The sequence below is a fragment of the Oligella sp. HMSC09E12 genome (genome assembly GCF_001808505.1).
GTDB classification, from domain to species: domain Bacteria; phylum Pseudomonadota; class Gammaproteobacteria; order Burkholderiales; family Burkholderiaceae_B; genus Oligella; species Oligella urethralis.
Map to the genome: position 1 here is coordinate 1 of NZ_KV793514.1, position 23,743 is coordinate 23,743.

The 23,743-nt window shown below is 45.6% G+C and carries 26 protein-coding genes; 14 read left to right on the plus strand and 12 right to left on the minus strand.

The features are described from left to right. Nucleotides 1-66: 66 nt before the first annotated feature. The 4 genes from moaC to fdhD all read left to right on the plus strand — a co-directional run bounded on the left by moaC (nucleotide 67) and on the right by fdhD (nucleotide 3,102). Complete coding sequence (gene moaC, locus HMPREF3179_RS00080) at nucleotides 67-555, plus strand: cyclic pyranopterin monophosphate synthase MoaC (RefSeq protein ID WP_070469210.1); 489 nt, start codon at nucleotides 67-69, stop codon at nucleotides 553-555. A gap of 146 nt (nucleotides 556-701) precedes the next feature. Beyond that, nucleotides 702-1,619, plus strand: a complete 918-nt coding sequence (gene fdxH, locus HMPREF3179_RS00085; protein WP_018026112.1) for a formate dehydrogenase subunit beta — start codon at nucleotides 702-704, stop codon at nucleotides 1,617-1,619. 2 nt (nucleotides 1,620-1,621) lie between these two features. Beyond that, a complete protein-coding gene (locus HMPREF3179_RS00090) occupies nucleotides 1,622-2,290 on the plus strand; it encodes a formate dehydrogenase subunit gamma (RefSeq protein WP_036557529.1) in 669 nt (222 codons plus the stop codon). Nucleotides 2,291-2,304: 14 nt separating this feature from the next. Further along, nucleotides 2,305-3,102: a formate dehydrogenase accessory sulfurtransferase FdhD gene (gene fdhD / locus HMPREF3179_RS00095; RefSeq protein WP_070469211.1), complete on the plus strand. Its 798-nt coding sequence runs from the start codon at nucleotides 2,305-2,307 to the stop codon at nucleotides 3,100-3,102. Nucleotides 3,103-3,120: 18 nt separating this feature from the next. Here the strand turns inward: fdhD and glp are convergent, their stop codons facing one another. The 6 genes from glp to HMPREF3179_RS00125 all read right to left on the minus strand — a co-directional run bounded on the left by glp (nucleotide 3,121) and on the right by HMPREF3179_RS00125 (nucleotide 7,257). After that, nucleotides 3,121-4,332, minus strand: coding sequence for a molybdopterin molybdotransferase MoeA (glp, locus tag HMPREF3179_RS00100; RefSeq protein ID WP_070469212.1), 1,212 nt, complete (start codon nucleotides 4,330-4,332; stop codon nucleotides 3,121-3,123). A 9-nt stretch (nucleotides 4,333-4,341) separates the two neighbouring features. After that, nucleotides 4,342-4,956: a molybdenum cofactor guanylyltransferase MobA gene (gene mobA / locus HMPREF3179_RS00105; protein ID WP_070469213.1), complete on the minus strand. Its 615-nt coding sequence runs from the start codon at nucleotides 4,954-4,956 to the stop codon at nucleotides 4,342-4,344. Continuing rightward, the gene (locus tag HMPREF3179_RS00110; protein ID WP_048768769.1) at nucleotides 4,941-5,399 is read right to left on the minus strand and encodes a molybdenum cofactor biosynthesis protein MoaE; all 459 of its coding nucleotides are present in this window, start codon (nucleotides 5,397-5,399) and stop codon (nucleotides 4,941-4,943) included. The genes mobA and HMPREF3179_RS00110 overlap by 16 nt, the downstream gene beginning before the upstream one ends. Nucleotide 5,400: 1 nt before the next feature. Continuing rightward, complete coding sequence (locus HMPREF3179_RS00115; RefSeq protein ID WP_018026106.1) at nucleotides 5,401-5,652, minus strand: MoaD/ThiS family protein; 252 nt, start codon at nucleotides 5,650-5,652, stop codon at nucleotides 5,401-5,403. Between the two features lie 29 nt (nucleotides 5,653-5,681). Then, nucleotides 5,682-6,371 carry a glutathione binding-like protein gene (locus tag HMPREF3179_RS00120; protein WP_018026105.1) on the minus strand — a complete coding sequence of 230 codons (690 nt, stop codon included), beginning with the start codon at nucleotides 6,369-6,371 and terminating at the stop codon, nucleotides 5,682-5,684. A 181-nt stretch (nucleotides 6,372-6,552) separates the two neighbouring features. After that, nucleotides 6,553-7,257, minus strand: coding sequence for a M23 family metallopeptidase (locus HMPREF3179_RS00125; RefSeq protein ID WP_070469214.1), 705 nt, complete (start codon nucleotides 7,255-7,257; stop codon nucleotides 6,553-6,555). A 99-nt stretch (nucleotides 7,258-7,356) separates the two neighbouring features. Between HMPREF3179_RS00125 and HMPREF3179_RS00130 the strand changes: the two genes are divergently transcribed. From HMPREF3179_RS00130 to HMPREF3179_RS00140, 3 genes are read left to right on the plus strand one after another with little or no spacing between them, the layout of a single operon-like run. Beyond that, a complete protein-coding gene (locus tag HMPREF3179_RS00130) occupies nucleotides 7,357-7,758 on the plus strand; it encodes a hypothetical protein (protein WP_070469215.1) in 402 nt (133 codons plus the stop codon). Next, nucleotides 7,751-8,125, plus strand: a complete 375-nt coding sequence (locus HMPREF3179_RS00135) for a hypothetical protein (protein WP_070469216.1) — start codon at nucleotides 7,751-7,753, stop codon at nucleotides 8,123-8,125. Before HMPREF3179_RS00130 ends, HMPREF3179_RS00135 begins: the two co-directional genes overlap by 8 nt. Nucleotides 8,126-8,144: 19 nt before the next feature. Further along, entirely contained in the window at nucleotides 8,145-9,158 is a 1,014-nt protein-coding gene (locus HMPREF3179_RS00140; RefSeq protein WP_070469217.1) for a Bug family tripartite tricarboxylate transporter substrate binding protein, read from the plus strand. 18 nt (nucleotides 9,159-9,176) lie between these two features. Here the strand turns inward: HMPREF3179_RS00140 and HMPREF3179_RS00145 are convergent, their stop codons facing one another. Beyond that, the gene (locus HMPREF3179_RS00145; RefSeq protein WP_036557550.1) at nucleotides 9,177-9,962 is read right to left on the minus strand and encodes an SDR family oxidoreductase; all 786 of its coding nucleotides are present in this window, start codon (nucleotides 9,960-9,962) and stop codon (nucleotides 9,177-9,179) included. Between the two features lie 83 nt (nucleotides 9,963-10,045). Between HMPREF3179_RS00145 and HMPREF3179_RS00150 the strand changes: the two genes are divergently transcribed. The 7 genes from HMPREF3179_RS00150 to HMPREF3179_RS00180 are packed head-to-tail and all read left to right on the plus strand — an operon-like array spanning nucleotide 10,046 to nucleotide 17,455. Further along, entirely contained in the window at nucleotides 10,046-11,419 is a 1,374-nt protein-coding gene (locus tag HMPREF3179_RS00150; RefSeq protein ID WP_070469218.1) for an anti-sigma factor domain-containing protein, read from the plus strand. 12 nt (nucleotides 11,420-11,431) lie between these two features. Beyond that, the gene (locus HMPREF3179_RS00155) at nucleotides 11,432-14,380 is read left to right on the plus strand and encodes a monovalent cation/H+ antiporter subunit A (protein WP_070469219.1); all 2,949 of its coding nucleotides are present in this window, start codon (nucleotides 11,432-11,434) and stop codon (nucleotides 14,378-14,380) included. A gap of 17 nt (nucleotides 14,381-14,397) precedes the next feature. After that, the gene (locus HMPREF3179_RS00160) at nucleotides 14,398-14,742 is read left to right on the plus strand and encodes a Na+/H+ antiporter subunit C (protein ID WP_048768791.1); all 345 of its coding nucleotides are present in this window, start codon (nucleotides 14,398-14,400) and stop codon (nucleotides 14,740-14,742) included. Next, a complete protein-coding gene (locus HMPREF3179_RS00165; protein ID WP_070469220.1) occupies nucleotides 14,739-16,361 on the plus strand; it encodes a monovalent cation/H+ antiporter subunit D in 1,623 nt (540 codons plus the stop codon). Before HMPREF3179_RS00160 ends, HMPREF3179_RS00165 begins: the two co-directional genes overlap by 4 nt. A 1-nt stretch (nucleotide 16,362) precedes the next feature. Beyond that, nucleotides 16,363-16,854, plus strand: a complete 492-nt coding sequence (locus HMPREF3179_RS00170) for a Na+/H+ antiporter subunit E (RefSeq protein ID WP_048768796.1) — start codon at nucleotides 16,363-16,365, stop codon at nucleotides 16,852-16,854. Continuing rightward, a complete protein-coding gene (locus HMPREF3179_RS00175) occupies nucleotides 16,854-17,132 on the plus strand; it encodes a K+/H+ antiporter subunit F (protein WP_018026094.1) in 279 nt (92 codons plus the stop codon). Before HMPREF3179_RS00170 ends, HMPREF3179_RS00175 begins: the two co-directional genes overlap by 1 nt. Further along, complete coding sequence (locus HMPREF3179_RS00180) at nucleotides 17,129-17,455, plus strand: monovalent cation/H(+) antiporter subunit G (protein WP_048768801.1); 327 nt, start codon at nucleotides 17,129-17,131, stop codon at nucleotides 17,453-17,455. Before HMPREF3179_RS00175 ends, HMPREF3179_RS00180 begins: the two co-directional genes overlap by 4 nt. A gap of 12 nt (nucleotides 17,456-17,467) precedes the next feature. Here HMPREF3179_RS00180 and HMPREF3179_RS00185 read toward each other — a convergent pair whose 3' ends face one another. The 5 genes from HMPREF3179_RS00185 to HMPREF3179_RS00205 all read right to left on the minus strand — a co-directional run bounded on the left by HMPREF3179_RS00185 (nucleotide 17,468) and on the right by HMPREF3179_RS00205 (nucleotide 23,725). Then, nucleotides 17,468-18,403 carry a LysR substrate-binding domain-containing protein gene (locus HMPREF3179_RS00185; RefSeq protein WP_070469221.1) on the minus strand — a complete coding sequence of 312 codons (936 nt, stop codon included), beginning with the start codon at nucleotides 18,401-18,403 and terminating at the stop codon, nucleotides 17,468-17,470. 38 nt (nucleotides 18,404-18,441) lie between these two features. Then, a complete protein-coding gene (recG, locus tag HMPREF3179_RS00190) occupies nucleotides 18,442-20,547 on the minus strand; it encodes an ATP-dependent DNA helicase RecG (protein WP_070469222.1) in 2,106 nt (701 codons plus the stop codon). A gap of 84 nt (nucleotides 20,548-20,631) precedes the next feature. Continuing rightward, the gene (locus tag HMPREF3179_RS00195) at nucleotides 20,632-21,024 is read right to left on the minus strand and encodes a Rid family detoxifying hydrolase (protein WP_018026090.1); all 393 of its coding nucleotides are present in this window, start codon (nucleotides 21,022-21,024) and stop codon (nucleotides 20,632-20,634) included. A gap of 99 nt (nucleotides 21,025-21,123) precedes the next feature. Then, nucleotides 21,124-22,197 (minus strand): chorismate synthase, encoded by a 1,074-nt coding sequence (gene aroC / locus HMPREF3179_RS00200; RefSeq protein ID WP_018026089.1) that lies wholly within the window; start codon nucleotides 22,195-22,197, stop codon nucleotides 21,124-21,126. A gap of 58 nt (nucleotides 22,198-22,255) precedes the next feature. Further along, nucleotides 22,256-23,725, minus strand: a complete 1,470-nt coding sequence (locus tag HMPREF3179_RS00205) for a protein adenylyltransferase SelO (RefSeq protein ID WP_070469223.1) — start codon at nucleotides 23,723-23,725, stop codon at nucleotides 22,256-22,258. Nucleotides 23,726-23,743 lie beyond the last annotated feature (18 nt).

The following is a 23,743-nucleotide window of genomic DNA, read 5'->3' on the forward strand; positions in this document are numbered from 1 at the left end:
GAATCCCATCCCTTTAGGGAGGGGAGGAAGTCAAAATGAAGCTAAACTAAGAGGAGCATAGCATTTATGTCAGCAAAAAAACTTACGCATTTTAATGAAGACGGTCAAGCACATATGGTCGATGTCGGCACCAAAGACAGCAGCAAACGTCAAGCGGTGGCCGCTGGCGCCATTGTGATGAATCAGGTGGCTTATGATTTACTTGCCTCTGGTCAAAGTAAAAAGGGCGATGTCTTAGGCATTGCCCGTATTGCGGCAATTCAGGCTGCTAAGCAAACAGCTCAGCTCATTCCTTTATGCCATCCCTTAGCCCTAACCCATATTAATGTAGATTTCCAGCTATTTCCCGAGGCCCGCAAAGCGAGCATTGAAGTGACGGTAGAAACCATTGGTAAAACAGGCGTGGAGATGGAAGCGCTGACCGCTGCGAGTGTCGGTTTACTCACGGTTTACGATATGTTAAAGGCGGTTGATAAAGGCATGGTCATTGAACAGCTGCAGCTACTTAAAAAAAGTGGTGGTAAATCGGGTGATTTCGTCCGACGAGCTGATTAGCTTTTTTTTAGGGTATCACTTAGCTTACATTTTTATCCACAAGGAGTATAATGTAGGCGTTATACGTGTTATACGCGAGCTTTATGTAATTGCTGCTCGCTAAGCAGCAATTATCTAAGTGTTTAATTTTTTTTAGGAGATATGTGATGGCGCTTCAATCACTGGATATTAAGCGTCGCTCAGCGACGTCGACAGTCACGCCACCACCTCAAGTTCGCAAGCCTGTGGTAGAAGTTGCTAAGCTGATTGACACGACTACCTGTATTGGCTGTAAAGCCTGTCAAGTTGCCTGTTCCGAGTGGAATGATTTACGCGATGAAGTCGGCACTAACGTCGGTGTCTATGACAACCCGGCTGACCTCACCCCAAAAAGTTGGACGGTGATGCGCTATAGCGAAACTGAGGAATTCGGTAAGCTTGAGTGGCTAATTCGTAAGGATGGCTGTATGCACTGTGCGGACCCAGGTTGTTTAAAGGCCTGTCCTTCGCCGGGTGCAATTATTCAATACGCTAACGGTATCGTGGATTTCCATCAGGAGAACTGTATTGGTTGTGGTTACTGTGTAGCCGGTTGTCCTTTCAATATTCCACGCGTTTCCAAAGAGGATAATAAGGCCTATAAGTGTTCTTTATGTTCTGATCGTGTTGCTGTCGGTCAGGAGCCCTCCTGTGTTAAGACCTGTCCTACGGGTGCCATTCGCTTCGGTTCCAAAGAGGCGATGAAGACATTTGCCGAGGACCGTATCCAGGATCTTAATCGTCGTGGCTTTAAAAACGCCGGTCTTTATGACCCTGAGGGAGTAGGTGGTACGCATGTGATGTATGTTCTACATCACGCTGATAGGCCTGATTTATATAGTGGCTTACCTACTGATCCTAAGATCAGCTCAAGCGTTCAAATCTGGAAGGGCATCTTAAAGCCATTAGCCACCGTTGGTATTGCGGCAGCCGGTTTTCTAGGTTGGTTGCACTACATTACGATTGGTCCTAGCCGCACCGATGAGGATCGGGCTGAGGTAATCAATAAGGACGGTGATGTTCTACCTAGCGAAGAGGAGGCATAAGCATGACTCAGCATATTAAAATCAATGAACCCGTGATTCAGCGATACCGCAAGGTAGAGCGTGTTAATCACTGGGTTACTGCCGGCTGCTTTGTGTTACTGGCCATTTCAGGTTTAGCCTTTTTCTATCCTGCTTTCTTCTGGCTTACCGGTATTTTTGGTACACCCCAATTAGCTCGCATGTTACACCCATGGATTGGCGTGGTCATGTTTATTAGTTTCATGATCATGTTCTTCCGCTACTTCAGCCATAACTTTTTAAATAAAGAGGATGTGAAGTGGCTGACCTCGGTGGGTGATGTATTGCGCGGTCGAGCTGTGGGTGATGTTGGCAAGTACAACGCTGGTCAAAAGGCCATGTTCTGGTTAATGAGCAGCTGTATGCTAGTTTTGCTCATTACTGGTTTGCTAGCGTGGCATGCCTATTTTGGTCATGTGGTACCAATCCCAGTTAAGCGTATCGCTCTGTTGCTACATGCTGCTGCTGCCTTAGTATTAATTGCCGGTATTATTGTGCACGTGTATGCCGCTATTTGGGTTAGAGGCACTATTCGCGCCATGGTTGAAGGCGTAGTGTCTCAGGCTTGGGCGCGTACGCATCACCCCCGTTGGTATCGTGAGGTGATGGCCAAGCGTGATGAAAAGGCCAAAACCACTAATACCACGGTGTAGTTCATTTTTGCTTGATGAATCCTTTATCAAAAGCATCTGTCTGGCGTCTTGAGCATGGGGTTATCACACCCACTCAAGACGTTCTTATTCAGGAGACCCCAGTATCACTCGTATACAATGGGGTCTCACATATTGTCTTGATGGCGACACCCGCCGACCTGGAGGCGCTAGCCTTAGGCTTTAGCTTAAGTGAGGGGATTATTAAACGTCCTTCACAGCTTTATGATGTGCAGCTCTACGAAACTGAGCAAGGCATCATTGTGGATATGGAAATAGCCACCGCCGCTTTTGTCGAGTTAAAGCATCGGCGCCGTAATCTTCAAGGACGTACGGGCTGTGGCCTATGCGGGATTGAAAATTTAGCAGCGGTAAAGCCTGAAATTGCCCAAATTAGCCATCATGTCGACCTGACTGCCGAGGCGATTAAAAAGGCCTTAATCCAATTTGATGAGATGCAACCTTTGCGTGAATCTACGGGTTCCGTACATGCTGCAGCGTGGGCTACGCAAAGCGGTGAGATTCAACTGAGTTTTGAGGATGTGGGACGTCATAATGCCCTTGATAAATTGATCGGTTATGCGATGAAGCATCAGCTTCCGTGGCAAGAGGGGTTTGTGGTAGTTTCTAGTCGAGCCAGCTATGAGATGGTTTTAAAATCCGCCTTAAGTGGTATTTCCTGCTTGGTCGCCGTATCCGCACCTACCCAGTTTGCTGTTAACTTAGCCAAAGAGGCCGGTTTAACCTTAATCGGTTTTGCCCGACCCCAACGTCAGGTGATTTATCATGGGGCAGAGCATGTGTTCACTGAGTGACGCTCTGCCTCAGCTAAGCTAGTCCAAGGCCCCTGCGAGTGGATAGACATTGAGTAGCTGTGCAGTCTTAACATCCGCTTGTGGGGGAATTTCAACCAAGACATCGCCATAGGAAATGCCGGAGAGCATATGTGAGTCTTGCGTACTTAATAACTCCACCCAAAGGCCTTCCTCATTATTAACTAGGCGGCCTCGTCTAAAATCCCTTCTGATACTTTTATTTTGACTGATATCAAATGCAGCTTTGGCCTTAAAGCTAAATGGCTTTGCTTTGTCAATGCTGACGCCAGCAATACGCTTCATAGCAGGCAGCGCCAATAGTAGGGTAGTGGCATAACTCGCTACCGGATTACCGGGTAGTAAAAACACTTTGGTATTAGTCCCTACCTTACCCCAGCCAAATGGCTTACCCGGTTTAATTGCTAATTTCCAATGCTCAATTTCACCTAATTCCTCAAGTGCTTGCTTTAAATAGTCTTTTTCACCAACGGATGCGCCACCGGTAAAAATCAATACATCTTGGGTGCTCGCTGCCTCACTGATACGGGCTTTAAGCGTCTCCAGTTTATCCTCAATGGCACCACCGCTGCTAATCTCTAAAAAACTGTGGCGCTTTAAAAAGCTTAATAACATCGGCCGATTAGAATCATAGATTTGATTGATGGCTAAGGCTTGTCCCAAGGGTATTAATTCATCGCCAGTAGAAAATACCGTTAGTTTCAGCTTAGCAAAGCAGGGCACAGTAGCATAACCCTGGCTTGCTAATAAGCCAATGGCCGCCGGCGTGATAGCCCGATTTGCATCAAGTAATACCTCACCTTGTTGTAGCTCCTCGCCCATATAGCGAATGTTTTTTCCTGCGGCAAAGGCTTCTTTAATACTGATACGATCGCCGTCGCGCTCGACCAGTTCCTGCTGAATCACGGAGTCACAATGCTTAGGCATGCCTGCACCAGTCAAAATACGTACGGCTTGGCCAGGCTTCAAGTCGAACTGTGCACTTTCATCGCCGGCAGCAATGGTCCCAATCACTTCCCATGTTAAGCGTTGCATATCATTTACTGCATAGCCGTCCATGGCGCTATTATCAAATTGCGGTGCGGGATACTGAACTAATAGATCCTTGGCTAATATGCGACCCACGGCCTGTTCTAAGGGCACTTCCTCAATGTCTTGCGTGCTTAGGGCATTGCTTAGTAGATCATTTAAGGCGTCATAATAGTCTCTCATGCTTATCCTTTATACTCGGTAGCCAGCTAATAGGCTGGGCTCATTAATATTTGTAAATTGCTGATGATTGCTAAACTGGATAGTGCCATAATCACAGTTGCGAATAAAGCCCATCACTCGGTTTTGCTTCGCAGGATCATCTAAGTAGGTCTTAAGTGGCTGCAAAATACGTCGTCTGCATTGCATAATCACAGGATGCACTTTATCATCGGTCGCCGCAACGACTAAATCTTTATCAGGATGACTTTCTAAGTATTGATAAAAAAGCCACGCTAAATTATTTGGTAAGTATGGGCTATCACAGGGCAAAATCTGTATCAACTCAATATCTTCTGCCAACTGCGTGATGCCACTATAGATGCCTGCTAAGGGACCGCGCTGCTGATAAGGCGCAAGGTCGGCAACCACCGGGTAACCGAAGGCTTGATATTGCTCATGAACCGCATTGGCGCTGATCATAATATGCTCTGTATAAGGGCGTATTTTATCTAGCATATGCTCGATCAAAGGGCGTTGATTTAAGCTCAACAAGCCCTTTTGTTGATAGCCCATCCGCCGTCCTAAGCCGCCAGCTAAGATAACTGCGGCAAAGGAGGGGAGCGGGGTGCTTAAGCCTGCCAGCATGCGGTATGCTCTAAATCAGACTGCTTCATCTCAACCCAGTGCGAGCTGCCGTCAACAAAATGCTCCTTTTTCCAAAAGGGGGCATGGGTTTTAAGATAGTCCATAATAAATTCGTTAGCCTGATAGGCGGCCTTTCGATGCTCACTCGCCGTCAACACTAACACAATGTTTTCATTAACTGCAATGCGTCCGACCCGATGGATCACACGCACATAGTGAATTGGCCATTGTGCCTTAGCTTGTAGAATGATTTTTTCTATCTCTTTTTCAGTCACTCCGGGAAAGTATTCTAAAAATAAATGGCTCAGCGCTTTGTCATGGTCATGCCCACGCACTTTTCCCGTAAAGCTAACCATAGCGCCCGTATTGGATACGCCGGACTCAAGCGCTTGAAGTTCCTGCTGCAGACAAAAATCCTGCTCCTGAATGCTGATGCGATGCATACTAGCCTCCAGTTACTGGCGGTAAAATAGCTACCTCGGCATCAGGCGCCACCTGCGCTTGGAAATCATGCACAATCTCTTGATTTACTGCCACTTTATAAACATTGGCTGGGGAGAGGGTGGATTGCCATGGCTCACCGCGGCCACGTAAAACGTTTAAAAGCTCATCAACCGTACCACCAGCCCAATCGATGCGCTCATTGCTCACATCGAGCTCCTCTCGTAGCTTAGCCATATAATGAATCTGTAGCATAATAAACTCAATACTTCCTTTTTAAACTATTATTTTTTACCGTATAGATGCTTTTTCGCTTCATCCGTCATGGGCTTGCCTTGATCTGGATTGTATTGAGGAATTAAGGCATAGGCAGCAATCGTCGCTGGACGCTCGGCAATGCGTTTAATCCATGCTTGAATATGTGGATAGTCATTTAAATCCACATCTTGACGCTCAGCATACAGTGCCCAAGGATAGCAAGCCATATCAGCAATGGTGTAATCATCACCGATGATAAAGTCTTTGCCTGCTAATTGCTTATTTAGTACACCATATAAACGACGTGATTCATTGACATAGCGATTAATGGCATAGGGGATTTTCTCATCAGCGTATTGATTAAAATGATGATTTTGACCGAGCATTGGACCAAAACCACCCATTTGCCAATATAGCCATTGTAAAGCTTGGTAGCGTTTCGGTCCTGATTTAGCTAAAAATAAACCCGTCTTATCGGCTAAATACTCTAAAATAGCACCCGATTCAAAAATAGCCAGCGGCTCACCGCCACCAATAGGATCCTGATCCACAATGGCTGGAATACGATTATTCGGTGCAATTTTTAAGAAATCTGGATCAAATTGATCACCTTTGCCGATATTAATCGGATGTACCGTATAGGGTAGACCAGCTTCTTCTAAGAATAAGGTGATTTTATGACCATTTGGTGTCGTCCAATAATAGAAATCAATCATTTAAATCTCCAATAGCAATAATTGCTTTAAATGCAGTCTGACTATTGTAGCAAATAAGCCCTAGGCTAAGAATAAGCCATATAAAATTCGCATAATGTATATTATGTAAAGTACGATATTTATAAAGATAAATGCACTGAACTAGCTATCATGCTTGAAACTCATACGACTACCCCGAAACTTATTTAAGAATGGTACGAACACGACCATTTGCCTGTCGATTAACACGACCACCCTGTATTTTAGGGCTACTGTCATTATTTAGTACCAATAAATGATCGCTGCCACTTTCACCTGTTAATGGATTAAGTGATAAACCGTTTTTGCGAATTTCAAAATGCAAATGTGGTCCGGTAGATAAACCGGTATTACCTGTATAGGCGACGATATCACCCTGATTCACCCAATCTCCGATATTGACCTTGAATTTATCTAAATGGGCATAGACCGTACGATAAGTGGAATTATGCTTGATCACTAGTAAATTGCCATAGCCTCCCTGATAACCGGCAAACACAACCTTGCCATGCTCAGCTGCTTTTACCTCAGTGCCGATGGGTACGGCATAATCAATACCAGTATGCATGCGTGGAGTCTGGGCAATAGGATGCATACGCCAACCATAATGAGATGAAATGCGCCCGCCTGCTACCGGCTTTTTGATAATACTTTCAAAACGAATATCTTCGCGATAGGCGGCGCCACAGGCTGCACTACGACAAGCGCCTTTAAACGCCACATCACTATCAAGCTGTGGTAGCGGACCTAAATCGCTGTCCACATCCGTCGCCACCCCAGACTGCGCTGCGGCTACACTACAGACGAGTGTAAAAGCGATGCTGATGAAGGCTTTAAAAGGAATAAAATGATGTAAGTGGTGGCGCATATAAAGAAATAAAGCACATAAAGTGTGCTGTGGTTAGCTGCATTTCAAGCTTAAGTATATTAAACTATGGCTACGATAGACAAGGCGATTTACACTCTTATGCAATTTAAACCCTTAAAAATCATAGCGTTACTCATCAGTCCCCTGCTTTTATCCGCTTGCACTCAGCAACCCTACCCACAATCGGTAAAAAATGATTTACTCGCCATGTGTATGGAGGGTATTATGTCCGGTCAGACACCGGTGTTGGTTGAAAATCACCAAAAAGAGAATATTGCTAAAAATTTGGAACTGTGCGAGTTCCGGCTCAGCCACTTTGTTAAAAAGGTCAATTATGAGGATTATGCACGTTATCAGCTACATTTATATCAAAGCTTTGAACGTGCGTTTAGGCAGAAGTATGTTTTAAGTGATGTTTATAATAATCTTTCGGACAATGATCAGCGCGTATTTGAACAAATCTCCAAAATCATGCTTGGGTTAGGCGATAAAGATGAATAAGACCTTTAAAATCAAGGCCCTAAAGGTGCTAATCCTCTCTTGTTTAAGTCTTTCTTGGAACTCATCTGTATTAGCAGAAGTCAGTGAGGACAGCTATAGCGATCAGGATCGACACAAAGCGATTATTATGTGTATGACCGTACAGTATGTGCAGCTTTATCAAGAGCACCCTGCCGAAGAGGATGCGATGACGACCTGTAATGCTCGCTATCAGCGCTTGATGCAAGAAATTCCCTATGCCCATTATAAGCAATGGTTGCTTGATACGCCCTACAGCCCCTACCCAAGTCCTGAAACCTCAGCGCTCTTAGATCAGTATCATCGTATTATGCTGGGTTTAGATGAGGCTACCCTACTGATTAATTAATTGATAATCTGGAAATTGTATGAAAAACAAACTTTTTACCTCCTTTTTTACTAAATTTTTTGGCGCTACGCTAGTTGCTACGGCTGTTGGTGTTGCTAGCGCGGGGACTGCCATGGCCCAAACTCAAGCCGAGGCGCAATGGCCCAATAAGGAGCTAAAACTCATTGTGCCATTTGGTGCTGGCTCAACCCCAGATCAAATTGCGCGTGTGGTTGCAAATGAGGCCTCTAAAAGCCTTAATCAGCCCATTATTATTGAAAATCGACCGGGTGCTGGCGGTAATATCGGTACCGCTGCAATTGCTAAGGCTAAGCCAGATGGCTATACCTTTGGTATTAGCATTAACGGCCCCTTGGTGTATAACCAATTTCTCTACAAAAACCTAAGTTTCGATCCAAATAAGGATCTATACCCGTTGACCTTGGCCGTGACTCAGCCTAATGTGATTGCAGTGACGGCTGAGAGTGGTATTGAGACCCTAGCGCAATTGGTGGAGGAACTTAAGCAGAAGCCAGATAGCATGAATTTTGCCATTCCTGGTACCGGTTCAGGTTCACATTTAAGCCAAGAGCTGCTTTTACAAACCGTAGGCGCTAAGGCGCAAGCGATTCCTTACAACTCCTCACCACAAGCCTTAAACTCCTTGGTCGCCGGTGATACCCAATTTACTGCCTTGGCACCCATTGCGCTCGTGCCATTAGCAAAAGACGGTCGTTTAACCTTATTGGCACAAACTGGTGCTGAGCGTATTGAGGCTTTGGCCGATGTGCCAACGATTAAGGAAAGTGGTGTGGCTGATATTGTTGGTGCGGCATGGTCAGGCTTTGTTATTTCCAATAAAGTGCCTCAAGCGATTAAGCAAAAACTACAACAGGCCTTAGTTGATGCTTTAAATCAAGAAGAAGTGGTTAAAACATTGAGAGCACAATATATGGAACCTACTCCATCGACGCCCGAACAGTTTAAAGCCTACATGGAGGAGGAAAAGAATCGTTGGGAGCCCTTAATTAAAAGCCTCAACTTATCGCTATAAGCCTCATCTGAGTTAGTACTAAAAACTTGCGCTGAAGCCGCCGTCAATGGTTAGAATTTGACCATTGATGTAGGAAGCGGCTTCAGATGCAAAAAACACCGCCGCCCCTGCCAGTTCCTCCGGTTTACCCCAACGCTTCAATGGTACCCGCTGCACATGAGAGGCCTTTTCCTCCGGCGTGCGCATCATGGACAGATTTCTCTCGGTTTCAAAAAATCCGGGCGCAATACCATTACTGGTAATACTATGGCTAGCATACTGTACGGCTAAACTTCTCACCAAACCCTCCAAGCCCATTTTCGTGACGGGATACACAGAATCCCCGGCCCGAGCTAGACGCCCCGCAATCGATGAAATGCTAATGATACGCCCCCACTGCTGCTCCATCATAAGCTCGGCCACTTGCTGTGATAAATAAATCGCGGCCGTGAGATTTTGCTGCACAAGGGACACAATTTCATCCCGTTTAAAGTCTTGAAGCGATTTTCTTATACGCGCACCGATATTATTGATTAAAATATCACAGGTAGCATAATTGCTTTTAATTTCTAGGATTGCCTTATCAATTGCGTCGAAATCGCTAAGATCTGCGCATAAGTAGTGGAGTTGTATGCCCTGCTCTGCCGCCTGCTGTTGCAGCGTGATTAATTTTGCTTTATCACGGCCGTTGATAATTACCTCGGCGCCACTACGCGCCAGGGCCATCGCCATTGCGAGACCAAGGCCACTGGAGGAACCGGAAACTAAAGCGATTTTATTATTCAGTTTAAAGTTGTTTAAAAATGAGTTTCGTATCTCAGCCATATGAGTTGACTCTCTACTATAATATTTTTAGTTCAAACAGCTTATTAAGTTTAGCTCTTAAGATTCAGTACTAAGCGTAACATATGAAAGCAGACAAAAATAGCGCCCAATATCTTGAAAAATTACTCACAGCAATTGCAAAAAAGCAGAAAAATGCGCTGCAACAGCTGTTTGATTCAGAAGCTGAATCGATGATGGCGCTAGCCCGTCAATCATTACTACAAGAGCAATCTGCCCAACAGGTATTACTAAAAACTTTTTTGACGATTTGGGAAAATGCGGATAGTTATGCACCTGAGATTGGCTCTGCCCGAGGTTGGATTTATAGTATTTTACGCTTTCAAATTCGTGAGTATTACCAGACGCACTATCAAAGTCATGCCTTAGCCCTTGCCAAAGAGCCCGCCTTTAAGCCCTTGGGCATGGCTGAGATCCAACAGCAGTTACACCCGCATATAAAGCCTGAGGAGTCGCTGCATTTCTATTTTGAGCAACTCACTGAGGAGCAGCAGAGCTCCTTATTGACGGTATATTTAAGTCCCGACACGCAGCCTGTCGCCGCCACCCGTATGGGCATATCCTTGGCTCGTATTAAAGAGGATATCAGCATCGGCTTACACCATCTGGCCCGCTCTTTTCCCCATTTGCCACAGCATGAGGAGGGGCTTATCTTAGGAGAATATGTGCTAGGTGGCATGAGTGATAGTGATCTCAACCGGGTTTATGACATTCTTAATAAAAACGTCGATAGTACGCGTATTATTTTGCTGTGGGAGGAGCTATTTACCGAGTTTATTGCCCAATTGCAGCCCTGCTCGCTGAATCCTAGTTTATGGCGCTCCTTAAATGATAAGCTTAAGCAACTGCATCATCAACAAAAAGAGCAGGAACGTAAGCAATACGATAGTAGCTATGAAGGTGAGCGTGATCCGCTAGATCAGGAACTAGCGGACAAAGCTAAGGCGTTGGCTAAAGAGGGTAAAAAAATGCCACTTTCCCTACGTTTGCATTTCCTCTGGCGCTCCATTAAGTTTTGGCAGGCGCTTGGTCTAGGTTCATTGTTAGTTGCTTTAGCGGTTTTGTTATGGCCCAGTTCTGGTAATACGCTACGTTGGGTAGCCGTACTGACGGATCGTTCAGCCAACCCTTCGGTTGCTTGGGTGCTTAAAATGACGGCAAATGGCAAGGCATCAATTACCCCCAGCTATCAGCAGATCGGGCAGTCCGGTTTTGATTTGCAGTTATGGAGTAGCACTGATAATGGTCAAACCATGCGTGCTATTGCGCTCTTAGATGCTACTGGCGTTAATCGAATTGAAGCGTCTCGCCTCAATGAACTACAGCCAAATCAACGTTTTTATATCAGTCTTGAGCCTAAAGGTGGTTCAAGTGCCAATAAACCCAGCGGCAGCATTCTTTTCCAAGGTTCAGCTGTTGATTTAGATTCCAAATCCTAGGACAGTTGACGTATGTACTTAGCCGGCATTGTTTTACTCCCCTTTTTAGCTAGTTTAATTGCGGCAATATTGCCGGATGATACACGCAACCGAGAGGCGTGGTTATCCGGTATCACTGCCCTCCTCTGTTTAAGCTTAGTCCTTTTAAAAAGTCCCGACATCATGAACGGCACGGTGATTGTGGAGCGTTATCACTGGATCCCAGCCCTGGATTTAGTCTTTACTTTCCGCATGGACGGCTTTTCTTTTGTTTTTGCCTTGCTAGTTTCGGCAATGGGCGCATTAATTTCACTCTATGCCCGTTACTATATGGATCCGGCTGATCCTCGCCCGCGCTTTTATGCCTTATTTATGATTTTTATGGGCGCCATGCTGGGCTTAGTACTATCTGGCAATGTGATTCAAATGGTGATTTTCTGGGAACTGACCAGTATGGCTTCCTTTATGCTAATTGCCTATTGGTTCCATCGGGTCGATGCTCGTCGAGGCGCAAGAATTTCCTTTACTGTGACAGCAAGTGGTGGCTTTGCCCTATTAGCCGCGGTACTGATGATAGGTTACGTAGTCGGTAGCTATGATTTAGAAACAATTTTAAGCTCCGGTGATGTATTACGTAACAGTGCCTATTATCCAGCGATTGTGATTTGCTTTGCACTTGGTTGCTTAACGAAAAGTGCGCAATTTCCCTTTCACTTCTGGTTACCTAATGCGATGGCGGCACCGACACCGGTGTCGGCTTATTTGCATTCCGCTACGCTGGTTAAGGTGGGGGTGTTTGCCTTAGCTCGTTTTTGGGAGGTACTTTCAGGTACTGATTTATGGTTTTATCTGATTAGTGGTGCTGGGCTTATCTCCTTTGTTATCGGGGCCTACAATGCCTTTTTCCAAAAGGATATGAAGGGTATTTTGGCCTATTCGACCATTAGTCATTTAGGTTTGATTTGTACCTTATTAGGGATGAATAGCCGTCTTGCTTTGGTGGTGGCTATTTTCCATATGCTTAATCATGCGACCTTTAAAGCCTCACTCTTTATGGCAGCAGGGATTGTGGATCATGAAACGGGTACGCGTGATATTACGATTTTAAATGGTCTCCGCAAAGCCATGCCGGTGACGGCTTTATTAGCAGCGGTAGCAGCGGCCGCCATGGCCGGGGTGCCCTTACTAAATGGCTTTATTTCAAAAGAGATGTTTTTCTCAGAGACCTTGTTTGCCGAAGCCTCTTTATCTAATCCCTACTTCTTACCCATTATGGCAGTGATAGGCAGTATTTTAAGTGTGGCCTATTCCTATCGCTTTATTGTTAGTGTGTTTTTTGGTGAGCCACATTTTGAATCACTCCCTAAAAAACCGCACGATCCCTATAAGTGGATGTTAGTGCCTAGTGCGATTTTGGTTTTTCTCTGTGTGTTAGTGGGTGTATTACCGCAGCATACCATTGGCCCGCTTTTAAGCACGGCAGTATCGGGAGTGTTAGGGCCTAATCATGGTGTTGAATACGATTTAGCCGTATGGCACGGTTTTAATATTCCCTTATTAATGAGTGTATTGGCCATGGTTGGGGGGATTTGTCTGGCCCTGATTATGCACCGATCCTTATTGGCCTATCCGGATGTGACGCCATTTACCGAACGATTCGAGGGGCGTCGTATCTTTGATAAGATCATGGATTATGTGGATATTTTCGCCTTTTACACCGTGCGCTGGGCTTCTTCGGAACGTATGCAGATTCAACTGGTCCTGGTGGTGTTAATTAGTATTGTGGTAGCCACCTTACCATTGATGGGGCGTTACGATATACCCAGCCCCGATCTAGCCGATATTAATTGGTTATTTTTTGCCTTGTGGATCGTTGGCTGTATGGGTGCTATTCTGACTGCTTATCATGCCCAATATAATCGCTTTAGAGCCATTATTTTTTCAAGTGCCACTGGGATTGTGGTGGTCGTGACCTTTGCCTGGCTATCGGCCCCGGATTTGGCCTTAACCCAATTAGTGGTTGAAGTGGTTACCTGCGTGTTACTGCTTTTAGGTTTGCGCTGGTTGCCTGAACCTAAGAAAACGCCGAATGAGCTGGATGAGGATCCGGTGCTGGCCTTAAGACGCCGGCGCGATTTAATCATTGCCTTAACGGCCGGTATCGGCATGAGTTTATTAGCCTACTTCCTGATGATGCGCCCTAATAATCGCAATGATATTGGCGATATCATTTTAATCAAATCCGTGCCTGAGGGGCATGGTACCAATGCGGTCAATGTGACTTTAGTCGACTTCCGTGGCTTTGACACCTTTGGCGAAATTACGGTATTAGGGATTGTGGCGTTAACCGTATATGCGCTGTTACGACGCTTTAGACCACCTCAGGAAATGCTGCATGCACTGGACAGCGTGCGTGAGGAGCTGACAACGGATTTACGCCGGATTAAGGAGGATGGTAAGCTGCCCAAAGGTACCATGCTGGTACCGAATGTGATTGGTCGTTTACTGATGCCCATCACCAGCTTGATTGCTTTTTACTTTTTCTTCCGTGGTCATAACTTACCGGGTGGTGGCTTTGTCGGTGGCTTAATTTTTGCGACCGGTGTGATTACCCAATTTATTATTAGCGGTATGTTGTGGGTAGAGTCTAAATCCCGCATTCGTCCCCAAAACTGGTTAGCGGTGGGTTTACTGTTAGCCGGGGGTGCTGGGGTCTTGCCAATGCTCTATGGTTTGCCTTTCCTATCGGCCATGGTGTGGGAGCCGGTACTGCCCTTTTATGGAAAATTACATTTTTCTACGGTGTTACTCTTTGATTTAGGTGTATTTGCCCTGGTCGTAGGTACCACGACCTATATGTTGGTTGCCTTAGCACACCAATCATTACGCTATTATCGTAAAAATATTCAAGCCGATCTACAACTGGATCAAAGCTTAAGCCCTACGGCTAAAAAGCTCGCAAAATCCATTAATAAAAATTAATTTAAGGAATTCACACTATGGAAATTGTCTTTGCCTTAGCCATCGGTATCCTGACCGGTTCCGGTGTTTGGTTGATTCTGCGTTCCAGAACCTTTCAAGTGATTATGGGCTTGTTAATACTGAGTTATGCGGTGAATCTTTTTATCTTTGGCGGTGGTTTATTAAATGTGGGGATGCCTCCGATTATTCATGGTGAAGCACTAGTGAATCCTGAAGACTATGCCAACCCCATTCCGCAGGCTCTCGTGCTTACTGCTATTGTGATTGGTTTTGCTACCACCGCTTTATTTCTAGTTTTATTATTAGCGCAGCGCGGTCTTACTAATACTGACCATGTCGATGGTGCGGAGAGCGATGAATGAGTGGTTTTTTAATGCATTTACCCATTCTGCCCATTATTATTCCCCTCTTTGCTGGGGGGCTAATGATTTTGCTCAAAGAAAAAAGGCGTAGCCTAAATACCTTTATTTCCTTTGCCTCAGTGCTGGCGCAATTAGCGGTGGCGATTGAATTATTACTCTATACCAGTAGTTTTTTAGAGGTTGAATGGACTAATAATATCGCTGTCTATTTATTAGGTAATTGGCAAGCGCCCATCGGTATTGTCTTGGTGGCCGACCAATTGGCAGCCTTAATGCTTTGTTTAACAGCCTTCTTAGGTTTAACTTCGCTTAGCTTTTCGACCGCATTATGGAATCGTGTAGGGATCCATTTCTATCCGCTGTTACAGTTTATTTTGATGGGTTTAAATGGCGCCTTTCTGACCGGTGATTTATTTAATCTATTTGTGTTTTTTGAGGTCTTTTTAGCCGCATCCTACGGTCTTTTATTGCATGGCTCTGGCTCCCAACGCGTCAGTTCCGGCATGTTGTATATCACCATCAATATGGTGGGAGCTTCCTTATTATTAATCGGTATTTCAATGATTTACTCGATTACCGGCACCCTTAATTTTGCAGAAATTGCGGCTAAAGCGGGTGCTTTGGATGCCGAAGATCGCTTGTTGTTTGAAACCGCCTGTTCGATTTTAGGAGTGGCTTTTTTAATTAAAGCTGCTGCTTGGCCGCTTAACTTTTGGCTAGCTAATGCCTATGCCGTCGCTAGTGCACCCGTGGCTGCGATGTTTGCGGTGATGACTAAGGTCGGTATTTATGCCCTCTTACGCGTCGGTTCACTCTTACTGCCTTCCGGTGCACCCGCCGCCTTTGGTGGTGAGTGGATGTTTTTTATCGGGATTGCGACCTTAGCGTTTGGTGCGCTTGGGGTGCTTGCCGAAAAGCAAATTGGTCGTTTAGTCGGCTACAGTGTGATTTTATCCTCTGGTGTATTACTTTCTGCCCTAGGCATGCCGGGCGTCTCAATGACCGGTCCCTCACTCTACTACCTCCTTAGTTCGGTGCTTGCTTCGAGTGCCCTATTCCTACTGGTGGAATTAATTAATCGCATTGACCACTACGAAAGCGCCTTACTTTCCGTCAGTATGGAGGCCTTTGGTTTAAATGAGGAGGAGGACAGTGACTATAGTGCACAGGTCATTGGTTTTACCGTGCCGAGTGCCTTTGCCTTTTTGGGGATTGCCTATATTATTGCGGCCTTGGTCATCATTGGACTTCCCCCTTTGTCTGGATTTATCGGTAAAATCGCCCTACTTTCCAATGTATTAAAGCTTAATAACTATGAAATCTCTGCGATTCATACGTGGTTATTATTGAGCTTTTTGATTTTATCCGGGCTGGCTGCCTTAATTTCCTATATGCGTACCGGCATGTTGACGTTTTGGGTGCCAGAACGGGTCAATCGACCCAAGCTGAGTTTTAGAGAAGCCGCACCCATTGTTTTACTCTTAAGTGGCTGTGTTTTAATCAGTATTTTTGCCAATCCAGTCATGGAGTTAATGAATAATATCGCTTTATCATTGGATGAGCCCTTTTTGTATATTCATGCCGTGATGCAACAACAAGCACTCCAAGGAGCCCATTAATATGCGCAGTTTATTTTTCTGGATTCCGATGACCATGGCGCTTTTTGTGGCATGGATCATGCTAACCGGTAGTCTATCCTTGGGCCAATTGACGCTGGGGTTTGTGCTCTCCTTCAGTTTGATTCTGTTATCAACGCGACTGCGACCTGATCAGGCCTATCCTCGCCGCATTGGTGCCATGATTAAGCTCTTTTTTATCGTGCTAAAGGATATTTACCTCTCTAATTTCTACGTGATGCGCTTAACCCTCAAAGCCAGACCAGATAAGCAGCCGGTCGCCGGTTTTGTTAATATTCCTTTAAGCCTGAGAGATCCGCATGCCATCGCCTTATTGGCTTGTATTATTAATTATGTACCCGGCACGGTTTGGAGCGGTTTAACTGAAAATGGTTATATCCTACGCTTACACGTGTTTGGTTTGGTGTCAGAAGAAGAGTGGCACCACACGGTTCAACAACGTTATGAGCCTTTGTTGATGGAGATTTTTGAATAATGGGTCTACTAAATTTTGCCTGCTATTTTGCCATTGCCTGCTATAGCCTTTCTAATGTGCTGACCCTCTATCGTGCTATTAAGGGTCCTACGCCGCAGGATCGTGTGCTGAGTGCTGATGTCACCTACACCAATTGCATGCTCTTGGTGTTTACCTTGGGTATTTTATTTAGAACGCCTTGGTACTATGATATCGGTCTGTTGATTGCCCTATTAGGTTTTGTGACCACGGCTGCCATGGCTAAGTTTTTACTGCGTGGTGAGGTGATTGAGCCATGACACACGACATCCCTTTATGGATAGAAATTACGGCCTCTATTCTGATCATTTTAAGTGGCATCATTACCCTGATTGGTAATATCGGCTTGGTGAATCTATTGTATTTCAGAAAGCGTATTCATGCACCTACCCTCGGTAATAGCTTGGGTCTTTGGTTTTTGATGGTGGCCTCAATGCTCATTTCCTATGTGCTTGGCGACCGGCGCTTTTTCCATGAAATGTTGGTGGTGATTTTTATTTTTATGACCTCCCCTATTTCATGGACACTTTTGATGCGCTCTTATGTGCTAACACAAGCACGACAAGATGTTGAGGATGAGTAACTCAGGGTTGGACTATGATGCTGCGTGCATATCAAACGGTAAGTTTGCTTTTTCAACCGCTTCAGTTAAAGCTCTAATCGCTGCTTGGCGGGTATAGCTCTTACGCCAAACCAGCACGATTTCTCTCGAAGGAGCAGGCTCTTCAATTGGGATATATTTAATCCTTTCCTGACGTTTTGCATACTCATCAAAGGATATGGCGCTTTCTGGCAAGAGGGTAATACCAAGGCCAGATGCGACCATATGGCGAATTGTCTCCAGGGAGGAACCTTCAAAGGAGCGTTGCATACCATCAATGGATGAGGAAAAAGGCGACATCTCCGGACAAGCCTCTAGTACTTGATCTCTAAAGCAATGACCATTACCCAGTAATAACATGGTCTCGTCCTTAAGCTCATCGATATTAATACGCTTGAAATTGGCCCACGGGTGATTAGCAGGTACGGCCAGAATAAATTTTTCCTCATACAAACTAAGAAAATCCAAACCGCTATCAGGTACGGGTGCGGCCATAATGGCACAATCAATTTCTCCTTGACGCAGCATTTCCACTAAGCGCACAGTAAAACTTTCTTGTAATACCAAGGGCATATTAGGATTTAACTGCATATGAACGGGCATCAGATACGGCAATAAATAAGGCCCTACGGTATGAATTACACCCACCTTGAGCGGACCGGTTAAGGGATCATGACCTTGGCGAGCAATTTCTTTAATTTCGGAACTGGCCTCTAACACCTTGCGCGCTTGATTAATAATTTGCATACCAATCGCCGTGATGCCGACTTCAGTGCCACCGCGTTCAAAAATCAGCACGCCTAATTCATCTTCCAATTTTTTAATGGCCACCGATAAGGTAGGCTGACTCACATAGCACGTTTCTGCCGCACGTCCGAAATGACGCTCGCGCGCAACGGCCACAATATATCGTAATTCAGTTAACGTCATACATTTTCAACCTATAGACTCAAGCGCCTGAAGCGCTGTTAAGAGCGTAAATAATCCGCACTCATACCCACCCAGCGTTGCTGATGTGCTAGCGCTGTGGGCAAATCCTGTTGTACCAGCTCCACGGCGAAGGCTTTAGTCGCTTCTACAATCGCTACATCCTCGTCGATATTAATAAAACGAGTTAGGCTAGTGCCCGATTGCTTCAAACCTAAAAACTCTCCTGGGCCACGTTGCTCTAAATCGCGTCGAGCAATTTCAAAGCCATCATTTGTTTCATACATGGCTTTAAGGCGAAGCTTGGCTGTTTCCGATAAGGGTTGCTGATAAAGTAATAAACAAATGGCCTTGTCCTGACCTCGTCCGACCCGACCTCGTAGCTGGTGCAATTGAGCCAAACCAAAACGTTCCGCATGCTCAATCACCATAATATTGGCATTAGGCACATCCACCCCAACTTCAATCACGGTGGTCGCTACCAATACATCGATGTTATGCTGTTGAAAATCCTGCATGATACGATTTTTCTCTTCGCTTTTTAGGCGACCGTGCACTAAGCCCACCCGAATACCTACTAATTCAGCAGCTAAACGCGCATAGGTTTCTTCCGCTGTCTGCAATTGTAAAGCTTCACTTTCTTCCACCAACGGGCAAACCCAATACACCTGCTTAGCTTCATGACAGGCATTTGCTATCAAGGTGATTAACTCATCCCGTCGTTTATTATCCAGTAGCTTAGTTTCTACCGGCTGTCGCCCAGGTGGTAATTCATCAATCACAGAGACATCAAGGTCAGATAAAAAAGTCATCGCCAAACTACGAGGAATCGGCGTAGCACTCATATTTAATTGGTGCGGATAGATGATGGACTCGGCATCTACAGTCTCCGGTCTCGGTACTGTAGCGCTGTCTGCTTGAGGGTGAGCTTCATTGATTAAGCCCTTTTCGCTAAGGCTTAAACGCTGACCTACACCAAAGCGATGCTGTTCGTCCACTATCACTAAAGCCAATTGATGAAAGTTAACATCCTTTTGAATTAAGGCTTGGGTGCCAACAATGAACTGCGCTGTGCCATTGGCAATGGCTTCATAAGCTTCACGCTTATCCTTTGCTTTCATACTGCCACTAAGCCACACAACGGCGACTCCCGTAGCCGCAAACCATGCTTGGATTTTACGAAAGTGTTGTTCGGCTAATAGCTCGGTCGGTGCCATTAAGGCAACTTGCAGCCCCTGCTCCAAGGCAAAAGTCGCCGCTAAGGCCGCCACAATGGTTTTACCACTGCCCACATCCCCCTGAATAAGGCGATGCATAGGAAAGGCTCGACTCAGATCGTTCTCAATCTCAGCCAAGACGCGCTCTTGGGCAGCGGTTAATGGATAAGAAAAACGTGCTAGCACCTGCTGATATAAAGGACCTTTGAGGCTTGAAAGTGCATGTGCCTTCAAGGCACTACGCCGCTGACGCGCTAAATACATGGCGATTTGTTGGGCCAGCATTTCATCAAATTTTAAACGCTCCCAGGCTGGGTGATAGCGTAGCTGCAACGATTCAATCGCTGTCCCTAAAGGGGGTTCATGTAACAACTGCAAGGCCTGATTAATTTCCATTAAATCAAAACGCTCACGGATGTCAGCTGACAAAGTGTCTTCCAAGACGCAACTTTTTAAGTGCTTATGGATAGCTGCGCTAAGTACCTCTTGGCTAAGACCCTCGGTCGTAGGATAAATAGGGACTAAATTGTTTTTTAAGCTCTCCCCTGCTTTTAATAATTTAGGATGCACCATTTCTAAGCCCCATTGATAGCTGCCGCGCACCTCGCCACGAATGCGAAGAAGTCCTTTTTTTTCAAGGGCAGCTTTTTGGCTGGGGTAAAAATGCAACCAACGCAGTTGGATGCTACCGCTTTGATCCTTAAACAGCGCCGTTAATTGGCGGCGTCCATGGTGCACTACCCGTACTGAGCTGATGGTACCCTCAAGCTGCGCATGCATCCCAGGGGTTAATTCTGCTATCTTATGAATACGACTATGATCCTCATAGCGTAAAGGCATGTGCAAAACAAAGTCCATCGGCTCCACCAAGCCGAGCTTGTGCAGTTTTTGCTCGGTGGCGCTTAGGCGGGACTTGTTACTGGGGGTCATGCTGAGGTGCTTTCCTATGCTGAATAAAGGCACTTAGTAAAACGCATGTTAGCGTAGCAAGCACCTCTATGTGCTCGGTGGCAACTACTTGTTGAGCGCTAGCACAGCGTCAATTTCGAATTGCGCCCCCTTGGGTAAAGCGGACACTTCAATGGTAGAGCGCGCAGGATATGGCTCGGGAAATAACTCCTGCATCACACTATTGGCAATACCGAAATTATTTAGGTCAGTTAGATAAAGACCAACACGTAGAATATCCTCCATGCTAGCACCCGCCGCTTCAATCACAGCGCTTAAATTGCTCATGGCCTGTCTTACCTGCTCTTCAAACTGTGCTGACACTAATTCACCCGTTTCCGGATTTAGACCTAACTGGCCAGAAATAAAGACGATAGAATTTGCACTGCTGCTAACTGCTTGCGAGTATGGACCGAGTGCGGCCGGGGCTTTATCCGTAAATACGACTTCTTTACTCATAGGAGTTCCTATAGCTGTGTTAAAAATAAGCGCAGTCATTATAAATAGACATACGCTATAGATAATTAGTTTTTATTAGCAAAATGATATCAGAATTTGCTATTCAAGGCCTTTATATTCTTGATAAGCTGCTTGACGCAAACTATGATCCATTAAAATAATAGCGAGTAATGCCTCTGCAATCGGTGCGGCTCTGATACCGACACAGGGATCATGTCGACCCAAGGTCTGAACTTGAATAGGCTCATTGGCAGTTGTCACCGAGCGACGCTCGATACGAATGCTAGAGGTAGGCTTAATTGCAAGCGATACCGTAATATCCTGACCACTTGAAATACCGCCTAAAATACCGCCGGCATGATTTGATAAAAAACCCGTTGGTGTGATTTCATCACCGTGTTCAGAACCACGTTGACTCACACTATCAAAACCAGCACCAATTGCGACTGCCTTAACGGCATTGAGCCCCATCATGGCATGGGCTATATCGGCATCTAAACGATCATAAATGGGCTCACCCAAACCCGCAGGCACCCCGGAAGCTACCACCTCAATGCGGGCGCCGATAGAATCACCATCGCGTCGTAACTGATCCATAAAACTTTCCAATTCAGGAATAATCTCGGCATTCGGCGCAAAAAATGGGTTGTTAGCCACTTCGTCCCAACTTTGGAAAGGAATTTGGATCGGACCTAATTGACTCATATAAGCACGTACCTGTGTGCCGTAGCGTAGCGCCAAGCACTTTTTAGCGATGGCACCGGCTGCTACGGTAGGCGCTGTTAAACGAGCCGAAGAACGACCACCCCCACGGGGATCGCGAATACCGTATTTATGCCAATAACTATAATCAGCATGGCCTGGTCGGAAACGATCCGTGATATTGGCATAGTCCTTGCTGCGTTGATCCTGATTACGGATCAGTAAAGCAATGGGGGTACCTGTGGTTTTACCCTCATAAACACCAGAGAGTATCTCTACCCTATCGGGCTCTTGGCGTTGTGTCACATGCCGTGAAGTACCGGGGCGTCGACGGTCTAAGTCATGCTGAATATCCGCTTCGTTCAGTGCGACACCCGGCGGGCAACCATCAATCACACAACCAATGGCCGGACCATGTGATTCTCCAAAATTAGTAACTGCAAAAAAACGACCAAGTGTGTTACCAGCCATGTAACTTCCTATGCAAAAATTAACTTGAATAATTGATTATACTGAAGATCGCTACCTATTAAGATGAACAACTCAGGAAGCTATTTTGTTTTTCAATAGGCGTCGGCTCCGCATAACGCTCTGCCCCCGGATGCACAATGTAGGGATTTTGTAAAATCCGAATCATAAAATCAATCAGTTCAAAGGAGCCATTTTGCACCTCATCAATCACTTCTTGAGCCATATAGGTTCTTAGGGTATAGAGTGGATTAATGCGATTCATCATGGCTTGACGCGCTTCAATGCTAAGATTATCTAGCTTTAATCGCACCCTATAGCGCTGTAACCATGCCTTTGCCTCTGCCGCTTGGGGAAATAGCGCAAGCCAAGCAGCTTCATCACGATCAATGGCAGCCAAGCGTCTAAAACTGAGGGTAAAATCACTGGCCTGGCTTGCCATTAAGCGCCAAAAATCATTAAAAAGATCTTCATCAGCCTTGGTAATTTGCTTTAGACCGAGTTTTTGAGCATGTATTTCAAAGTATTTATCATAGAAATACGATTCATAGCCTGCTAACACCTCTCTTAAATCAGCTTCTGACAGGCCCAAAATAGAAAATGAAATAGCCAGTTGATGCAGATTCCATAATGCGATATTGACCTGTTGGGCAAAGGCGTAGCGCCCTCCCTGATCACTATGATTAATGACCCAATTTGGATAAAAATTCTCCATAAAGCCATAGGGACCATAATCAATGGTCAGCCCTAAGATGGACATATTATCCGTGTTCATTACCCCATGCACAAAACCGACGCTTTGCCAATGCGCCATCAAATGGGCGGTTTTTTGGGTGACCAGATCCAGAAAATCTAAGATCTTATCCTTTGGATTGGCATAGCTCGCTTGTAATTCATCAACAAAAAAGTGAGCGCACACATAGTCTAGCAGCTCCTGCAACAAGTCCGGACGTTGATTAGCGTACCAATGCTGGAATGAGCCAAAACGTATAAAGCTAGGAGCGACCCGTGAGACGATAGCTGCTGTCTCAATACCCTCACGGCGCACCCGATCCTGCGAATGAGTAATGGATAAGGCCAAGGTGGTGGGTATGTTTAAACCATCCATCGCAGCGCTTGCTAAATACTCACGAATACTGGAACGTAAGACGGCTCGCCCATCGCCCATGCGTGAATACGGTGTTAAACCAGCGCCTTTTAACTGAATCTCTAAGGGCGTACCACCCGATGCGCAGGCTAAGGCTCCCAGTAAATGTGCCCGACCATCGCCTAACTGACCTGCCCAGACGCCAAATTGGTGGCCGCTATAAACCGCCGCTAACGTAACACCGCCAGGTAAATCACGCTGACCCGACATGACTTCAAGAAACTCCCGGCTCTGCCAAATTGTCTCATCAATGCCTAAACGGCTTGCCACCCAGGGGTTGACATGCACTAGCTGCACCTCATGTTGCAGACCCTGCATCTTAAGCCGGGTATAGAACTCGGGTGACAATTCGGCAAAGGAATTAGAAACTTTTAGTGACTTCATAAATGTATCCTAAGCACT

Excerpts from the sequence above, each read along its gene's own strand:
- moaC (WP_070469210.1), top strand. The coding sequence starts at position 67 with ATGTCAGCAAAAAAACTTACGCATTTTAATGAAGACGGTCAAGCACAT.
- mobA (WP_070469213.1), bottom strand. The coding sequence starts at position 4,956 with ATGCTGGCAGGCTTAAGCACCCCGCTCCCCTCCTTTGCCGCAGTTATC.
- HMPREF3179_RS00125 (WP_070469214.1), bottom strand. The coding sequence starts at position 7,257 with ATGCGCCACCACTTACATCATTTTATTCCTTTTAAAGCCTTCATCAGC.
- HMPREF3179_RS00175 (WP_018026094.1), top strand. The coding sequence starts at position 16,854 with ATGGGTCTACTAAATTTTGCCTGCTATTTTGCCATTGCCTGCTATAGC.
- HMPREF3179_RS00090 (WP_036557529.1), top strand. The coding sequence starts at position 1,622 with ATGACTCAGCATATTAAAATCAATGAACCCGTGATTCAGCGATACCGC.
- HMPREF3179_RS00185 (WP_070469221.1), bottom strand. The coding sequence starts at position 18,403 with ATGACGTTAACTGAATTACGATATATTGTGGCCGTTGCGCGCGAGCGT.
- HMPREF3179_RS00195 (WP_018026090.1), bottom strand. The coding sequence starts at position 21,024 with ATGAGTAAAGAAGTCGTATTTACGGATAAAGCCCCGGCCGCACTCGGT.
- HMPREF3179_RS00140 (WP_070469217.1), top strand. The coding sequence starts at position 8,145 with ATGAAAAACAAACTTTTTACCTCCTTTTTTACTAAATTTTTTGGCGCT.
- HMPREF3179_RS00135 (WP_070469216.1), top strand. The coding sequence starts at position 7,751 with ATGAATAAGACCTTTAAAATCAAGGCCCTAAAGGTGCTAATCCTCTCT.
- HMPREF3179_RS00180 (WP_048768801.1), top strand. The coding sequence starts at position 17,129 with ATGACACACGACATCCCTTTATGGATAGAAATTACGGCCTCTATTCTG.
- HMPREF3179_RS00160 (WP_048768791.1), top strand. The coding sequence starts at position 14,398 with ATGGAAATTGTCTTTGCCTTAGCCATCGGTATCCTGACCGGTTCCGGT.
- glp (WP_070469212.1), bottom strand. The coding sequence starts at position 4,332 with ATGAGAGACTATTATGACGCCTTAAATGATCTACTAAGCAATGCCCTA.
- fdhD (WP_070469211.1), top strand. The coding sequence starts at position 2,305 with ATGAATCCTTTATCAAAAGCATCTGTCTGGCGTCTTGAGCATGGGGTT.
- aroC (WP_018026089.1), bottom strand. The coding sequence starts at position 22,197 with ATGGCTGGTAACACACTTGGTCGTTTTTTTGCAGTTACTAATTTTGGA.
- recG (WP_070469222.1), bottom strand. The coding sequence starts at position 20,547 with ATGACCCCCAGTAACAAGTCCCGCCTAAGCGCCACCGAGCAAAAACTG.
- HMPREF3179_RS00170 (WP_048768796.1), top strand. The coding sequence starts at position 16,363 with ATGCGCAGTTTATTTTTCTGGATTCCGATGACCATGGCGCTTTTTGTG.
- HMPREF3179_RS00155 (WP_070469219.1), top strand. The coding sequence starts at position 11,432 with ATGTACTTAGCCGGCATTGTTTTACTCCCCTTTTTAGCTAGTTTAATT.
- HMPREF3179_RS00165 (WP_070469220.1), top strand. The coding sequence starts at position 14,739 with ATGAGTGGTTTTTTAATGCATTTACCCATTCTGCCCATTATTATTCCC.
- HMPREF3179_RS00205 (WP_070469223.1), bottom strand. The coding sequence starts at position 23,725 with ATGAAGTCACTAAAAGTTTCTAATTCCTTTGCCGAATTGTCACCCGAG.
- HMPREF3179_RS00150 (WP_070469218.1), top strand. The coding sequence starts at position 10,046 with ATGAAAGCAGACAAAAATAGCGCCCAATATCTTGAAAAATTACTCACA.
- HMPREF3179_RS00130 (WP_070469215.1), top strand. The coding sequence starts at position 7,357 with ATGCAATTTAAACCCTTAAAAATCATAGCGTTACTCATCAGTCCCCTG.
- HMPREF3179_RS00115 (WP_018026106.1), bottom strand. The coding sequence starts at position 5,652 with ATGCTACAGATTCATTATATGGCTAAGCTACGAGAGGAGCTCGATGTG.
- HMPREF3179_RS00110 (WP_048768769.1), bottom strand. The coding sequence starts at position 5,399 with ATGCATCGCATCAGCATTCAGGAGCAGGATTTTTGTCTGCAGCAGGAA.
- fdxH (WP_018026112.1), top strand. The coding sequence starts at position 702 with ATGGCGCTTCAATCACTGGATATTAAGCGTCGCTCAGCGACGTCGACA.
- HMPREF3179_RS00145 (WP_036557550.1), bottom strand. The coding sequence starts at position 9,962 with ATGGCTGAGATACGAAACTCATTTTTAAACAACTTTAAACTGAATAAT.
- HMPREF3179_RS00120 (WP_018026105.1), bottom strand. The coding sequence starts at position 6,371 with ATGATTGATTTCTATTATTGGACGACACCAAATGGTCATAAAATCACC.